The 14,561-nt window shown below is 44.8% G+C and carries 16 protein-coding genes; 7 read left to right on the plus strand and 9 right to left on the minus strand.

What is annotated here, in order from left to right:
• Positions 1-54 precede the first annotated feature (54 nt).
• From FLM53_RS24060 to FLM53_RS17460, 5 genes are read right to left on the minus strand one after another with little or no spacing between them, the layout of a single operon-like run.
• Positions 55-522: a hypothetical protein gene (locus FLM53_RS24060; protein ID WP_239848910.1), complete on the minus strand. Its 468-nt coding sequence runs from the start codon at positions 520-522 to the stop codon at positions 55-57.
• 1 nt (position 523) lies between these two features.
• Entirely contained in the window at positions 524-931 is a 408-nt protein-coding gene (locus tag FLM53_RS17445) for a hypothetical protein (RefSeq protein ID WP_176678825.1), read from the minus strand.
• A 59-nt stretch (positions 932-990) separates the two neighbouring features.
• On the minus strand, positions 991-1,485 hold the full coding sequence (locus tag FLM53_RS17450; protein WP_176678824.1) for a hypothetical protein: 495 nt from the start codon (positions 1,483-1,485) through the stop codon (positions 991-993).
• 3 nt (positions 1,486-1,488) lie between these two features.
• Positions 1,489-1,974 carry a hypothetical protein gene (locus tag FLM53_RS17455; RefSeq protein ID WP_176678823.1) on the minus strand — a complete coding sequence of 162 codons (486 nt, stop codon included), beginning with the start codon at positions 1,972-1,974 and terminating at the stop codon, positions 1,489-1,491.
• Positions 1,975-1,996: 22 nt separating this feature from the next.
• Positions 1,997-2,344 carry a hypothetical protein gene (locus tag FLM53_RS17460; protein WP_176678822.1) on the minus strand — a complete coding sequence of 116 codons (348 nt, stop codon included), beginning with the start codon at positions 2,342-2,344 and terminating at the stop codon, positions 1,997-1,999.
• A 291-nt stretch (positions 2,345-2,635) separates the two neighbouring features.
• Here FLM53_RS17460 and FLM53_RS17465 point away from each other — a divergent pair, with 291 nt between their 5' ends.
• Positions 2,636-3,220, plus strand: coding sequence for a hypothetical protein (locus FLM53_RS17465; RefSeq protein WP_176678821.1), 585 nt, complete (start codon positions 2,636-2,638; stop codon positions 3,218-3,220).
• 426 nt (positions 3,221-3,646) lie between these two features.
• Positions 3,647-5,077 carry a YfcC family protein gene (locus FLM53_RS17470; RefSeq protein ID WP_176678820.1) on the plus strand — a complete coding sequence of 477 codons (1,431 nt, stop codon included), beginning with the start codon at positions 3,647-3,649 and terminating at the stop codon, positions 5,075-5,077.
• Positions 5,078-5,186: 109 nt separating this feature from the next.
• On the opposite strand, the gene glgC is transcribed toward FLM53_RS17470, so the two are convergent.
• On the minus strand, positions 5,187-6,407 hold the full coding sequence (glgC, locus tag FLM53_RS17475; protein ID WP_176678819.1) for a glucose-1-phosphate adenylyltransferase: 1,221 nt from the start codon (positions 6,405-6,407) through the stop codon (positions 5,187-5,189).
• Between the two features lie 400 nt (positions 6,408-6,807).
• Here glgC and ompW point away from each other — a divergent pair, with 400 nt between their 5' ends.
• Positions 6,808-7,461, plus strand: coding sequence for an outer membrane protein OmpW (gene ompW, locus FLM53_RS17480; RefSeq protein ID WP_176678818.1), 654 nt, complete (start codon positions 6,808-6,810; stop codon positions 7,459-7,461).
• A 202-nt stretch (positions 7,462-7,663) separates the two neighbouring features.
• Positions 7,664-9,472: a choice-of-anchor I family protein gene (locus FLM53_RS17485; protein WP_176678817.1), complete on the plus strand. Its 1,809-nt coding sequence runs from the start codon at positions 7,664-7,666 to the stop codon at positions 9,470-9,472.
• Between the two features lie 107 nt (positions 9,473-9,579).
• Here FLM53_RS17485 and FLM53_RS17490 read toward each other — a convergent pair whose 3' ends face one another.
• On the minus strand, positions 9,580-10,299 hold the full coding sequence (locus FLM53_RS17490; RefSeq protein WP_010433036.1) for an SDR family oxidoreductase: 720 nt from the start codon (positions 10,297-10,299) through the stop codon (positions 9,580-9,582).
• Positions 10,300-10,549: 250 nt separating this feature from the next.
• Here FLM53_RS17490 and FLM53_RS17495 point away from each other — a divergent pair, with 250 nt between their 5' ends.
• Positions 10,550-11,455: a LysR family transcriptional regulator gene (locus FLM53_RS17495; protein WP_102398150.1), complete on the plus strand. Its 906-nt coding sequence runs from the start codon at positions 10,550-10,552 to the stop codon at positions 11,453-11,455.
• 41 nt (positions 11,456-11,496) lie between these two features.
• On the opposite strand, the gene FLM53_RS17500 is transcribed toward FLM53_RS17495, so the two are convergent.
• Complete coding sequence (locus tag FLM53_RS17500; RefSeq protein WP_004741127.1) at positions 11,497-11,835, minus strand: helix-turn-helix domain-containing protein; 339 nt, start codon at positions 11,833-11,835, stop codon at positions 11,497-11,499.
• A 105-nt stretch (positions 11,836-11,940) separates the two neighbouring features.
• Between FLM53_RS17500 and FLM53_RS17505 the strand changes: the two genes are divergently transcribed.
• A complete protein-coding gene (locus FLM53_RS17505; protein ID WP_176678816.1) occupies positions 11,941-12,708 on the plus strand; it encodes an SDR family NAD(P)-dependent oxidoreductase in 768 nt (255 codons plus the stop codon).
• A 130-nt stretch (positions 12,709-12,838) separates the two neighbouring features.
• Positions 12,839-13,492: a cupin domain-containing protein gene (locus tag FLM53_RS17510; protein ID WP_176678815.1), complete on the plus strand. Its 654-nt coding sequence runs from the start codon at positions 12,839-12,841 to the stop codon at positions 13,490-13,492.
• A gap of 54 nt (positions 13,493-13,546) precedes the next feature.
• On the opposite strand, the gene FLM53_RS17515 is transcribed toward FLM53_RS17510, so the two are convergent.
• Complete coding sequence (locus tag FLM53_RS17515; RefSeq protein WP_176678814.1) at positions 13,547-14,542, minus strand: AraC family transcriptional regulator; 996 nt, start codon at positions 14,540-14,542, stop codon at positions 13,547-13,549.
• Between the last annotated feature and the right edge of the window lie 19 nt (positions 14,543-14,561).

A 14,561-nucleotide genomic window follows, 5' to 3' on the forward strand; every position in this document is an offset into this window, starting at 1 on the left:
GTCACTTAGTGAGTATCTTTGGTTTTGATAAAAAGCTGCGCTCAAGTTACGAATTTATAGACACTCAATTGCCCACTCCATATTGAAGTGAAACTCACCCGCTGTCAGTTGTGACTCTGGGATAGTGATACGCGCTTGAATCGCGACTTCTTTATTCGATGCGAGTTGCTCGCTAGGAAACTCCACGCCCTGACGCCAATAATTGATGTCTCCTTCATAACGAACGGGCGTTTCAACTTTGAATCGTACGAGCTCTGAGATACGAGACTCATCAATTGAGCCTAGATCAATATGTTGCAGTTTGAGCAGCAATCGCGAATCTTTTCGATTGGATTCCAGCTTAAGCGTGATCGCTCGGCCATCGTAGTCTTGGCCAAAGCTCATCTCACCTTGGTTATTAATCACCTCTAGCCCGCAGCGCTCCCGCACATGCTTTTTAAAGCTCAATGTAGAGTGATTATTGGATGCAAATGTACAGCTAGATAAGCTAAGTAGTATGAACGCGATAACAAAACGCAGCATGTTAGTTCACCATAACGCGGACAATAAAGTCCGTGACCGCTTGTTCGGTGACTGCCACATTGCTGATGGTTTGCTTATCTTTGAGGGATACCTGATAACTCGAGCTCAGCACAATGTCGGCATGATGATATTTGTATTCAACAATCAGATCGCAAGTGACGCGCCCCTTTTGCTTAGCTGCGACTGTGGTATCGGTGTAGTTAACACGACTTTCCGTGTCGATTAATTCAATACTCGACCAGTCGATGTATTCAGAATTTGAGAGTGCATCAAAGATTCGGCGCTCGTGATTGTTTGAACCATCGACACATATTTGGTTGAACTGTTCGACTTCTTGTTTATCAAACCCAGTGCTGACAGCGTAGGGGGCGATAAATAAGATCGACAAGAATAATAGTAAGGTTTTCATAAAGCCTCTGAGTCAGTAAGCCCTCGTGATTAGAGGGCTTGCCGTGGGAGAGATGATGGTTAATTACACTCAATCTTCCATTTTGTCTTCACTTCGTAATCTTCATTTGCATCTAGGTTGCTTTCATCAACAGCAACACGCGCGAATAGATTCATATTGTTGTCTTCACGGATTTGATCACGGGTGATGTCTACACCTGACTCCCAACCAAGAGCGGATTGGTCGAGTTCTGTGGTACCCGTTGATTGGAAAAAGACATCAGTTTTTTGGATTTGTCCGTCAAAAGATTCGATTTGTATCTCTTCGGCTCTAACTTTAATTCCGTTTCTGTTACTAACTAGTTTCACAGTCGCATGGGAATCATTGTAATTTTCGCCAAAGGCTAGGTCGGCTTTATCTTCGGTAGCTTCGATACCGCATTGAGACTCTACTGATGCAGAGAAAACGACATCTCCGGTTTTGTCATCTTCATGACCAGGAGGTTGGGCAAATGCCGATCCAGTGGCAAAAATAGATATGGCTGCTAAGCCAAGTAATGGTTTTTTATTAAGCATCTTTTACTCCGAAAAAGTGGTATTGCTTTGTTTCATCTTCAGCAGGCGATATTTCTCTGCTTCGATTTGTAATAGCTTTAGCTCATGTTCCGCTTGAGCCAGCTCTTCTAAACGTTCTCGCTCACGTAGCTCGAACTCGTAGAGTCGACGACAGTCAACTCGATCTTCACCACCAAACTGCAGTGTGACAGCTGCGTAAATGCCTGCTTCATCCTGATTCTGGTAGTAATAGTTGTTGTAATAGCTGTCGCTATCTTCATTGCCCGTTGAGCCATAAGTACCAAACTGAACGGTTTTGCCCGTGGAAATGGCTTGCTCACACGAAGCACCTTCAGAGGTACGAACTCGGTCGGTTCCTGATGGGTTGGATACGCTCGGTATCGGGTTCGCCAATACAGGGCTCGTTATAGAAAGGCTGGTCAATGAAGCGATAGCCAGTGCTACGACAGTCAATAAAGCCCTGCGCAGCGTTGTTATGATTTTTTGCATCGTTAGTACCGTTTGAATTGGGTTAATAGCGCTTGAATTTAAGATTGGTGCACACTTCGTAGCTGTTCGGAGAGTCCGTCACCATGCGTGTGCAGATCTTTTTCTTGGTCGTTTGCCCTGCTGGTGTCTTCACATTGATATCCAGCTCAATCTCTTGATTGGCAGTCAATTGGATCTTGTTTGGAAATTCTTTGTCATCAATTCGCAGGTAGTAGTCGGCTTGTTTGGTGTAACGGTTTACCAATAGAAACCTGACCTGTGTTTTGTCTGAGTAGGTCTGAAATTCGGTATTTTTCCATTTGTGCACGTTTGCGTTTGCCAAAGAACTGCTCAGCAATAGCGCGGCAGCAATGATGTAAATAGCCTTCATGAGAACCTCAAAATGATGATCGAGGTCTCATTTTAGTTTTGTTCGAATGCAGGACTTACCATTTTGCGCCACTGACATAAGGCTGACAGTACGGTAAAAATAGGACTGATTTATGACTTGAAATTGGGGTAAAGGGAATTTCGTCGCGGTAGATTCGAGAACGGTAATACACTAACTACTGATGATTTCGTCACTCAATATCACAATTACCAATATAAGCGGCTGCAGTTTATTGAGGTATTTGTTAGTACGGGATACCATAACAACTCCGTTAAACTTGGATCCGTTACCATGAAAATGCCTGTTAAATTGGCTGCCATCGCAGCTTCACTTTCTTTCGCTTTTAATGCTTTTGCTGCGCCTGTTGAGTTTCAGAAAATTCCAGAGATTATGCAGCAATTTGAAACTGCAGAACTTTACGTTAAGAAGTCGGTGACGTTAGGCCGTTTGCCTGCTGAATCTGAAATTGGCGTTGATTTTCCTACCTACGTTTCAGATGGAAAGGGTGGTTACAGCATAGAAACCAATAATGTAATGACAGACGATGTGGTTATTGCAAGCATGCCGAAAGCGATTGTTGATGATGTTTTCAACCAATGGTTAGTTCCAAAAGAGACGTGGATCAGCAGCTATGGTTCACTGCCAACATCGACCACAGAATTTAAGCCGTTTAAGCGCATTAAAACCATCAAAGCGATTAAGATCGATGCTGAGATGTTAGAGCTGATGGGTAGTGAAGATGGCAAAACTGCGGTGATTAAAGTGAGCTGGGATGAAAAGGGTATGAAGATTTATAAGGATGGCTACTTAGCGGATTATGAGTACGGTATTGCCCCTCATGAGATGCAAGAAAACTACGAGCTAGCACCTAAATAACCGATTAGATCTGTCTCTCGATATATTTATCAAAGCGCGCTGTTTTACAGGGCGCTTTTTTCTGGCTCAACAAAGTGTGACAAAAATCACGCTTTTCTGACATTTTACCGCCTGTTGTGCTAGTATGCGCCGCTTGTCTTTGTAATTGATAAAAAACGCATTACCCAAACAGTCTTTTTCTGTTTATCTGCTTGTAATGACCTCATTCAGTTTGGCCTGACTTGGCTGAACATCTGCATTTTGCTCGGACGCAAAGAGAGTAGTTCTCGCTACTTCACTATGTACATTTGAGAGCACCATCTATCAAAGGCCTTTTAGAAACAGCCTAGTTAGCGCGAACTTAGTTCAGCGTGAAGGGTTTCGTTTTCCCAAAAATCCCCCTTGGCGGCCAAGTACTTCTTGGTTGCTGACAAGTAAGGAGTCTATATGACGTCTACGGTATCTACGTCCGTACCTACATCTCCAGCTGGTAATACAGCTTCGACAGAGAAAGAAGTAAACCACCCGTTTCTTTCTTTGGTCATCATGGTAATTGTTGCAGCAATCGCAACCTACTTTATCCCTGCTGGTGAATTTGAACGAGTGGTCATGAATGGTCGCACGGTTATCGACCCAGACAGCTACACACTATTAGCGAGCAATCCAACAACATTAGCCTCTTTTTTCGAATCATTTTTTAAAGGCTTCAAATCCGCTTCTGGCGTGATGGGTGTTGTGGTGTTTGTTGGTGGTGCTTTCGGTATTATCAAACACATGGGTTTGCTAGACGCATCGGTTGTTGCGCTCACCACTAAGCTTAAGAAACAAGGCTTGTACGTGATTGCACCTGTGATCATGACAGCGATCTTCTTCAACGTAACCTTCACGGGGATGCGTGAGCTTGATGTCATTTTCATCTCGTTGATGATCCCTATCTGTATCAAGCTTGGCTATGATGCGATCACGGCTCTTGGTGTAGTCCTACTCGCGAGTTGCGCAGGTTTCGCGGCCGCGTTGGCAAACCCATTCTTCACGGGTATTGCACACACTATTGCTGAGCTGCCTATGTATTCGGGCATGTGGTACCGCTTTATTGTTGGCATGTTCATGCTATTGACGGGTGCTTGGTATGTGTTGAGTTACGCACGCAAAGTAAAGCAAGACCCAACCAAAGGCTTGTTACACGGCACGGGGTACCACTACGAATCAAATGTTGAAGCGAAAACACTGACCACGCGTGAAAAGTTCGCGGGTATCGCATTCTTAGGCGTGTTTGCCTACATGATCTTCGGTACCCTGACTATGGGCTTTGGCTTTACCGAGATTGCGGGTGCGTTTGTGGCGATGGCGATCATTCCAGGTTTGGTGGCGGGTTTGTCTCCCAACAAGATTTGTGAATACTGGACCAAAGGTGTCAGTGATGTGTTGGTTGCTGTGTTGATCATCTTCTTCGCGCGCTCAGTGTTGACCATTATGGAAGACGCGAAGATTGTCGACTCAATTATCTATTACCTTGCGCAGATCATTTCAGGCAGCTCTAAGCTTGTAGCTGCGGCGGGTATCTACTTCTCACAAGCAGCGATTAATCTATTTATTCCGTCGGGCAGTGGTCAAGCGGTTATCACCATGCCAATCATCATTCCATTGGCGGACATTGGTGAAGTAACTCGTCAAGTTGCGGCATTGGCTTCTCAATTGGGCGATGGTATCTCTAACTACATTTACCCAACCAATGGTGGCTTGCTGGCTGTACTAGCGATTGCAAAAGTGCCTTACACCAAGTGGGTTCGTTTCTTCTTACCGTTATTCTTGTTCTGGTCAGTGGGTGCGTTGGTTTCGGTTGTGATCGCTCAAATGATTGAGTTGGGTCCATTCTAAAGAGTCCGCTCTTATCAAATAAGCTATGCTTGAGAGCACTTAACTCAATAAAAAGGCAGCGAATTCGCTGCCTTTGTTAGTTCAGAGATAAGCTATTTCAAGTGACGCATCACTCTTCAAACTGATAAGAAGAGGGCACCACTATTACGCCTTGTTTTGATATGTGGAAGCGCTTGGCATCAGCAAGGCTATCTATGCCAATTTGAGTCCCATCTGGCACTTTAACGTTCTTATCTATGATGCAGTTTTGAATGTGGCAGTTTCGCCCGATCTCCACGTCTTCAAACAGAATACTATCAATCACAATCGCAGCATTGCTGACTTTCACCTTAGGGAAAAAGATAGAGTTTTGCGCTGAACCACCTTCTATCACAACGCCATTCGCGATCATCGAGTTGATGAATATCCCTTGGTTACCTTCGACCGAAGCAATGGTTCGTGCGGGCGGCAGTTGCGGATCATAGGTGCGAATTGCCCAATCCGGTTGGTACAAATCGATAGGTGAGGCTGGTTTCAACAGGTCCATATTCGATTGGTAATAAGAGTCGATCGTACCCACATCTCTCCAGTAAGCGTCTTGGGTTACGCGTCCTTCTTCATCACCAAACTTATACGCATAAACACTGTTGTTGCCGACTAACTTTGGAATGATGTCTTTACCAAAATCGTGGCTTGAGTCCGGATCTTCTGCGTCAGCTAATAATGCCTGTGTCAGTACTTCTTTATCAAAGATGTAAATCCCCATTGAAGCCATGCTTCGGGTCGGTCTACCGGGTACGCACGCGGGGTAACGTGGCTTCTCGGTAAAATTATTGATCTGCAGAGACTCGTCTATCTCCATCACGCCAAACTCTTTGGCCTCATCAATCGAAACTTCCATACAGGCGACCGTCAAGTCAGCTTCATTCTGCTTATGTTGCTTGAGCATTGGGGCGTAATCCATGCGATAGATGTGGTCGCCAGATAACACCACTACATGCTTGGCTTCACTGCGAGATAGCAGATACAAGTTTTGATAAATCGCATCTGCCGTGCCGCTATACCAACTATCACCTGTGCGCATTTGCGGGGGAACATTGGTGATGTATTCGCCGAGCTCGGGGTTAAGCACCGACCAACCATCACGTAAGTGTTTTTGCAAAGAGTGCGACTTGTACTGAGTCAACACCAGTATTTGGCGAAGCCCAGAGTGAAGGCAGTTCGCGAGTGTGAAATCGATGATTCGATATTTGCCACCAAAGGGTACCGCAGGTTTTGCGCGGTTGTCGGTGAGAGGGGAAAGCCGAGAGCCAACACCGCCGGCCAGAACGATTGTTAGAGTGTCTTGCATAGTCAGAACCTCAATGTATTTATGATTATGAACATAGACTTGCAAGCACCACGCCAAATGTAACTCATTGAATATTAACCGAGGTGACAATGAACTCTGCGAGACTGCACTAAATTGATGCGTACGGGATGTTGGATTGCTCTATTTTGATCCAAAGAGATCAGAGTAAAGTGAAAAGGCAGAGTTAACAAAATGATGCACGGAAAAGTTGCATTACAAAACTGTCAATAAAATGAAGGAATAAAGTGATCGGGTCGATATAAATTTACACAAATAATCATAACCTTTCACAAATTGATTTCCATCAATAAAGTAGGGTTATTGTATGTTACCTTGCACGCAAAATAAGAAATGATTACTCATTCACCAATAAAGAATAAGCCCTCAAAAGGAAATAATAATGAAAAAAACAGTATGTGGTATTGCGGTTATTGCGGCTCTTATGTCAACGAATGTTCTTGCTCATAAAGAAGGTGATTTTATCATCCGTGCAGGTGCAGCAACGGTATCTCCAAACGACAGCAGTGGCGCTGTTCTCGACAGTTCAGACCTAGAGTTTTCAGTTGATTCAGATACTCAGCTTGGTTTGACTTTCGGTTACATGTTTACTGATAACATCAGTTTTGAAGTATTAGCCGCAAGCCCATTCTCACACAATATTTCTGTAAATGGCTTAGGTAAAGTGGCTGACACTAAACACCTTCCGCCAACGTTCATGGTTCAATATTACTTTGGTGAAGCGAACAGCGACTTCCGCCCTTACGTGGGTGCAGGTATTAACTACACTGTATTTTTCGATGAAAGTTTGAATGGTACGGGTAAAGCTGCAGGCTTAAGTGACTTATCTCTTGATGATTCTTGGGGCTTGGCTGCCAACATCGGTATTGATTACATGATCAATGAAGACTGGTTCCTGAATGCGTCAGTTTGGTATGCAGACATCGGTACGACAGCTAAGTACAAGCAAACTGTAGGTGGAACTACAACACAATACTCAACAGACGTTGATATTGACCCATGGGTATTCATGATCGGTGGTGGTTATAACTTCTAACCTACCTATTCAGTTTACTAAAGGCGCTCAAGCACCAGCCAGCTTGGGCGCTTTTTTTTGCTTGCTTGTTAATGGAATGCTCATTCCAACCCTCTATTGTTATGGGTAAAAGAAACCGATTGTCGTCACCTATTGTTAACAAAAGGGAAAGATAACTGTCATAAGCGGCCTCTATGATCGCGATTCAAATTATGGAGGATATATGAATCGTAAATTTAATAAGCTGACTTTATTACTACCTATCGCAGTAAGCTCGGCTCTCGTTGGTTGTTCTCAATCAACTTCAAAGCCTGCAACATCATCTCAAACATCACTCGATGCTTTTAGCCTTCAATGCCAATCCATCCAGCAACCAATCGCGAGCGATGCTGTGGTAAGTGGGCTTACTTTGGTGGGCAGCTCTATTGCTGACGCTCCGTTTGATACTTCTGCAGCCGAAATCGTCAGCTACGATTCATGTACCGATAAGCTTTATGTGGTTAACGCGCAAGCGCAGAAAGTCGATGTGTTGTCGATGAACGCTGATAGCACACCGACATCTGAGGGTTCTATCGACCTTCAATCAGCCGCTACAGCTTCGGGTATCAATATTGGTGCTGCGAACAGTGTATCGACTCATCAGGGCTTAGTTGCTGTTGCGATTGAAAATGCTGACAAGCAACAAAATGGCATAATTGCGCTGTATCGCTCAGACACATTAGAGTTGATTAGCACATACGCTGCTGGCGCATTACCAGACATGGTGAGCTTTTCGAAAGACGGCCGATACATCGCATCAGCAAACGAAGGTGAGCCGAATGCGGATTACAGCATTGATCCTGAAGGTTCAGTGACACTGATTGATTTAACCAATGGTCCTTTACAAGCAAAAGTGACTCAAATTGATTTCAAGGCATTCAATCAAGGTCAGCCTCGCCATGTAGAACTGACCGACAAGGTTCGAATCTCAGCGCCTAATGCGACCGTTGCACAAGACCTGGAGCCGGAATATCTAACGTTTGCAGATAACGGCAAACTCTACGTTGCCTTGCAAGAGAACAATGCATTGGCAGCAATTGACGTGGCAAGTGCACAAGTCGATGCGATTCTTGGACTAGGCGGCAAGCCTTGGGATACCGCTCAGTTGGATGCGTCGAATAAAGACAAAAATATCGGCAATCTACAAAGCTACGCTATGTTAGAAGGGCTTTACATGCCAGACAGCATCACTAGCTACAGTGTTGATGGTAACACATACATCGTGACGGCAAACGAAGGCGATGGCCGTGAGTATGGCATCAAGACAACGCAAAAAGTGTGTGATGATAAAGGTTTTGAGTGGGATGGTGACGATTACAAAGGCACTGAAAACTACACAACAGAAAAAGACTTTTGTATTGCTTATGTTGATGAAGTGCGTGGCAAGAAGTTAGATGTTGACGCTAACCACCCATTGGCTGGTGCGTTGAAAGACAACAAACAACTGGCTCGCCTTAAGGTGATTAAGCCACAAGGAACACTTGCTGCTGACCAAAAGATTCAAGCATTCGGTAGCCGTTCTTTCTCTATTTGGGATGAGTCTGGCGAGTTAGTGTTTGATAGCGGTGATGACTTTGCTCGAATCGTTCTTGATCAAGATCCTGCACACTTCAATAGCACCAATGATAACAACCAAAGTGGTGACGATCGCAGTGATGATAAAGGGGTAGAACCTGAGGCTATCGAAGTGGCTGAGATTAACGGAAAGCACTATGCCTTTATTGGTCTTGAGCGCCAAGGTGGCATCATGGTTTACGACGTAACACAGCCTAAAAACGCAAGTTTCATCAGCTACTTGAACACCCGAGACTTTACACAACCAGTGTGTACCAAAGTTGATGAAGACGGTGATTGCGACAACGATACTTATAACTCGAAAGCGGGTGATCTAGGCCCAGAGTCAATCAAGTATTTCACTCGCTCTGGTAACCACTTTATTGCGGTTGGCAACGAAGTGAGTGGTAGCACATCGGTTTATCGCGTTGAGTTCTAATCTCGCTTATCGCTAGCAATTAGATTGAATCAAAACAAAAGCGCCACGACTGGTTAAGTCGTGGCGTTTTTTTAGTTCATCGCTGATTTAGTCGCGATAACAAAGGCCTATGGCTGTTGCTTAGTCGGCGCTAGAGCGATTTCACGGATACATACGTTCTGTGGTTGTTGGTAAGCGAATGATACAGCGCGAGCAATATCGTCAGCTGCCAATACACCGCCCATGTCTTCTTTCCAAGAATCGTAACCGTCTTTGATCTCTTGAGATGTAGTGTGAGACAGAAGCTCAGTCTCAACAGCACCCGGTGCGATAGTCGTAACACGAACATTTGAAGCTGCTACTTCTTCACGAACGTTCTCAGAGATAGCGTGTACCGCAAACTTAGTACCACAGTAAGCAGCGTGGCTCGGGAATGTTTTCTTACCCGCAATTGAGCTGATGTTGATGATAGTACCTGTGTTGCGTTCCATCATCGGAGCAAGTACAGACTGCATGCCGTTTAGAAGACCAATTACGTTCACATCGAACATTGTCTTCCATTCTTGAGCATCTTGAGTATCGATTTGTCCAAGAAGCATTGCACCAGCATTGTTGATAAGCGCATCGACAGGACCAAACTTCGCTTCACCTTGTGCGATTGCTGCATCAAAAGATGCTTTGTCTGTTACGTCTACTTTCACAGATAGAGAGTTTGGTAGGTTAAGTGCTTCAAGGCGGTCAACACGACGAGCTAGAAGTAGCAGAGGGTGACCTTCATCGCTTAAACGACGAGCGATTGCTTCACCAATACCAGAGCTTGCACCTGTAATTACGATTAGTTTTTTCATTTTATTTCCTCTGTACTTTAATTGCGTCGGTTGGCTACGACGTATTGTTTAAGTGCATTCGAATCAAGTGCTTGTTGTCTTGTTTCGTTGCGATGGAGGTATATTAAGGAAAATAGCATTGTTGATATATAGCGCTTTACTTGAAACACTGTTGCTGTGGTGCAACAATAAAAGCATTCACTCTATAGCTTTATAGCGTCATAACTCTATAGCTTCATCATCTTCAAATTTCACAAGTAAGTTGGCGACTATGCTCAATCAAATTAACCTATCTGATATTCGTTCTTTCGTGCTTATCGCTCGTTTAGGTAACTTCACTAAAGCAGCGGAGGAGCTTGATGTGTCTCGCTCCCACGTATCACGCCAAGTGAGTAGTTTAGAAAAGCAGATGGGCGTGACGCTGTTTATCCGCACCACACGAACCTTGAGGCTGACTCACGCAGGGCAAGATCTGTACGCGAGATGCGAACAGGCCTTAGATAATATAGACCAAGCCTTGATTGCTGCCGTGGACGATGTCGAAGAAGTGCGCGGTGACATAAAAGTAAACTGTGTTGGCGGTTATTTGGGTGAGGTGATCATCGCGGATCTGGTCAATGAGTTCATGCAACTCTACCCAGATATCAGTATTAGCCTTGATTTCAGCAGTAACCGAGTCGACCTGATTGAAGACGCGTTCGATATCGCTTTTCGCATGGGAAGCTTAGAAGACGCGGGTTTTATAGCAAGAAAGCTTTTGGACATAGAGATGGGAACACTTGCGAGCCCAGAGTATTTTGTTCGTAAAGGAAAGCCAAATCACCCTAAGGATCTGATCCACCATGACTGCTTAACGGGCTCGGTGCGTAAGTGGAGTTTTCAAGCGTTGGACGACACCAAGAAAACGGTCGATGTACATGTGACGGGCAGGCTGCAATGTAAAAATGGTCGAGTGTTGGTGCAAGGTGCGAAGTCGGGTAACGGGATTATTCGAGTTCCTACTATTTATTGCTTACAAGAACTCAATGATGGACAACTAGAGCAGGTGTTTGATGAGTGGGTGGTGCCTAAAGTGGACTTTTCAGCGATCTACCATCGAGACCGCTATCAACCAAGTCGAATTCGAACCTTCATTGATTTCGTAAAAGGTCGCTTTGAGCAAATGCCAGTGAGTTAAGCGTACTTGCTGTGTCTGCTATTCGTTTGACTGGTTTGGGCTTACATCTCGTCGATTTCGTTTTGTAGGCTTTCCAGTTGATCCAGAATCAGTAAAAACTTCTCACCAAAAGGCGTTACCTGATACTCAACTCTTGGTGGGAGTTCGTTGAACATTTGCTTATCTAAAATCCCGAACTCTACATTTCGCTTCAAGCATTCATTCAGTACCTTGGTCGATAACCCTTCGACCGAACGCACCATTTCACCGGGGCGATTAATGCCATTTGCCAATAATTGGTAAACCGTTAGCGACCATTTACAACCGTAGATGGTTTCGACCATGCGAGCGGAACGCTCTGGTGCCGATTTTCTTGAAAAAAAGTTTTCCTGATTTTTCATAAAGATGTACCAATAAGTACCTACCTAACCGATTTGTACTTACTATTCATAGTGTTAGTTCAAAGCCTAAGATTACCACGTTCACATGACTTAGGAGATAACAAAATGAACTTCACTAAAAATGGTATTGCAGTAGTAATCGGTGGCACAAGCGGCATGGGCTTTGAAACAGCGAAGCAGTTAGTCGCTCAAAACATCCATGTATTGGTTGTCGGCAATAACCCAACTAAGTTAGATAAAGCGGTGTCAGAACTTCAATCACTAGGCCATGCCTCTGGTTGGCAAGCTAACCTTTATGATGATGCAAGTGTGTCTAATCTTATTGCGCATCTAGAGTCTATCGAAGAAGGTATTGGTTATCTTGTTAATGCGGCTGGCTACTTCAACCCTAAAGCTTTCATCGAACATCAAGAGTCGGACTACGAGCAATACATGCAGCTCAATAAAGCGACTTTCTTCATCACTCAAGCGATAAGCAAGTTGATGATCAAGAACGGTGGCGGCAGTGTGGTTAACGTTGGTTCTATGTGGGGTAAGCAAGCAATCAAAGCGACACCATCTTCTGCATACTCGATGGCAAAAGCGGGTCTGCACGCTTTAACGCAACACATGGCTATGGAACTCGCAGACCACAACATTCGCGTGAATGCGGTTTCTCCGGCAGTTGTTAAAACGCCGATCTACGAATCATTCATTAAGCCGGAAGAAGTAGATCAAGCACTAGAAGGCTTCAACGCATTCCACCCTATTGGTCGAGTAGGTTTGCCGAAAGACATCGCAAACAGCATCTCTTTCTTACTATCTGATAGTGCTGATTGGGTAACGGGCGCAATCTGGGATGTTGATGGCGGTGTGATTGCTGGCCGCAATTAATTAGGATTCGTTTAGGTGGCTGTCGCGTAGGTAAATAGCAACGAGATGGCCTCCTTGATGAGTATTCGCGTAGAATAGAAGCTAGAAAGACAATAATAACTAAAACGATAACAAGAGTAAGGTCGCCACTATGTTCAACATGGACTTTTCAAAGATACTGGTTATAGAAACCGAACCACTAGATTGGGTCGCGAGCCCTGCCAAAGGAGTATGGCGTAAGCCGTTAGAAAGGGAAGATAAAGAATCAGGTCACACAACCAGTGTGGTGAAGTACGATCCTCAATCTTCATTTTCTGAGCACCCGCACCCGCAAGGTGAAGAGATCTTTGTATTAGAGGGTGTTTTCTCTGATGAAACTGGAGATTTCCCTGCGGGCACTTATATCCGTAATCCGCCGGGTAGTGCGCATTCCCCATCAAGCAAAGATGGCTGCACGATCTTGGTTAAGCTTAATCAGTTCGATGCGAGAGACTTAACTCAAGTCCGCATTAATACGCTAGAAACGGAATGGCTTCCGGGTATTGGTGGCTTACAAGTCATGCCATTGCATGAGTTTGAGCACGAACATGTCGCTTTAGTGAAGTGGCCTGTCGGCGAGCGCTTTCAGCCACATCGTCATTTTGGTGGTGAAGAGATCTTTGTATTGTCGGGCACTTTCAAAGATGAACACGGCGAGTATCCGAAACATACATGGATGCGCAGCCCTCACATGAGCGAGCATTTCCCTTATGTGGAAGAAGAGACGGTCATCTTAGTCAAAACAGGGCACCTGCCGATCGACTAGCTCGCGCCATAATTGTGCCACTGCTTTGGTTTGGAATTAATCTCAGAGAACAAATCAATGAACTTGTTCTCTGTAGATACCTGGTGATACCCCTTTCCAATTGCTGTAGGCACGAATAAACGAGTTCGCTTCTTTGAATCCCAGTAAGAAGGATATCTCGCCCAGTGACAGTGTCGATTTTTCCAGATAGTGATCGGCTAATTCACCTCTCACTTCTTGCAGTAGATTTTGGAAGCTTTCAGCGTCATTGGTGAGCTTTCTTTGTAGGGTGCGCTTACTCATTGCAAGCTTACTCGCAATACCTTCAATCGAACTCTCACCACTTGGCAACGACTCCAACAGAGCGGCTTTCACTCGCTCAGAGGTCGATGCTTCTGAATCCAAATCAACCAGCTTTTTATTAAGCGACTCTTCGAAGAACGTCCACATAGAGACGTTCTCGGTTAAGAAGGGCAAAGCGGCGTCTTTAGCACTGAAGGTGATTTTTATCTGCTCACTGTGTGTCAACTCGCAACCAAAATACGCTTTGTAATCTGCTAGGTTGTTAGGCAGTAGTGGTAACTCGATAGCGATTGGCTTGATGTTTTCTCTGGTCGCCAAGCGTGCTAATTGGGTAAAGAATACTAACTCAGACACGCCAAGGTATTTTGGGATCTCCGCGTCGTAGCCGTAACAACTGATGGTAATGCTGGTCTGTTTCGAATCGGTTTCGACGTCAGACATCATTGGGCCAATCAGAGGTTTGTACTGGCTAAGACGTTGCAGCGCGGTATTCAAATCTGGGCTACAAATGCTGGCAAAGATCGGTGGATCAAACGCTTCGACTGTCATGTATTTCGCCAGTAACAGTGGTGCTTCTTTTTCACCAGAAGCGGTTTCGATACCATCCCAGAGTCGGTAGTACTCATTTGGATTTAAGGTGAAATTCTGACGGTTGAAAAGATCCATCGGCAATTTGGCGTGCTTGAGCACTGCGAGCGGGTCAATACCCATGTCGCAGAGCAATAGCCTCCAACTCGGGGAGTAGGTGAATTTCTTCGCTCGTTTCATAATTACCCTTTTAAGACTT

This window comes from Vibrio sp. Scap24, from assembly GCF_013394185.1.
GTDB classification, from domain to species: domain Bacteria; phylum Pseudomonadota; class Gammaproteobacteria; order Enterobacterales; family Vibrionaceae; genus Vibrio; species Vibrio pomeroyi.

Excerpts from the sequence above, each read along its gene's own strand:
- FLM53_RS24060 (WP_239848910.1), bottom strand. The coding sequence starts at position 522 with ATGCTGCGTTTTGTTATCGCGTTCATACTACTTAGCTTATCTAGCTGT.
- FLM53_RS17445 (WP_176678825.1), bottom strand. The coding sequence starts at position 931 with ATGAAAACCTTACTATTATTCTTGTCGATCTTATTTATCGCCCCCTAC.
- FLM53_RS17450 (WP_176678824.1), bottom strand. The coding sequence starts at position 1,485 with ATGCTTAATAAAAAACCATTACTTGGCTTAGCAGCCATATCTATTTTT.
- FLM53_RS17455 (WP_176678823.1), bottom strand. The coding sequence starts at position 1,974 with ATGCAAAAAATCATAACAACGCTGCGCAGGGCTTTATTGACTGTCGTA.
- FLM53_RS17460 (WP_176678822.1), bottom strand. The coding sequence starts at position 2,344 with ATGAAGGCTATTTACATCATTGCTGCCGCGCTATTGCTGAGCAGTTCT.
- FLM53_RS17465 (WP_176678821.1), top strand. The coding sequence starts at position 2,636 with ATGAAAATGCCTGTTAAATTGGCTGCCATCGCAGCTTCACTTTCTTTC.
- FLM53_RS17470 (WP_176678820.1), top strand. The coding sequence starts at position 3,647 with ATGACGTCTACGGTATCTACGTCCGTACCTACATCTCCAGCTGGTAAT.
- glgC (WP_176678819.1), bottom strand. The coding sequence starts at position 6,407 with ATGCAAGACACTCTAACAATCGTTCTGGCCGGCGGTGTTGGCTCTCGG.
- ompW (WP_176678818.1), top strand. The coding sequence starts at position 6,808 with ATGAAAAAAACAGTATGTGGTATTGCGGTTATTGCGGCTCTTATGTCA.
- FLM53_RS17485 (WP_176678817.1), top strand. The coding sequence starts at position 7,664 with ATGAATCGTAAATTTAATAAGCTGACTTTATTACTACCTATCGCAGTA.
- FLM53_RS17490 (WP_010433036.1), bottom strand. The coding sequence starts at position 10,299 with ATGAAAAAACTAATCGTAATTACAGGTGCAAGCTCTGGTATTGGTGAA.
- FLM53_RS17495 (WP_102398150.1), top strand. The coding sequence starts at position 10,550 with ATGCTCAATCAAATTAACCTATCTGATATTCGTTCTTTCGTGCTTATC.
- FLM53_RS17500 (WP_004741127.1), bottom strand. The coding sequence starts at position 11,835 with ATGAAAAATCAGGAAAACTTTTTTTCAAGAAAATCGGCACCAGAGCGT.
- FLM53_RS17505 (WP_176678816.1), top strand. The coding sequence starts at position 11,941 with ATGAACTTCACTAAAAATGGTATTGCAGTAGTAATCGGTGGCACAAGC.
- FLM53_RS17510 (WP_176678815.1), top strand. The coding sequence starts at position 12,839 with ATGTTCAACATGGACTTTTCAAAGATACTGGTTATAGAAACCGAACCA.
- FLM53_RS17515 (WP_176678814.1), bottom strand. The coding sequence starts at position 14,542 with ATGAAACGAGCGAAGAAATTCACCTACTCCCCGAGTTGGAGGCTATTG.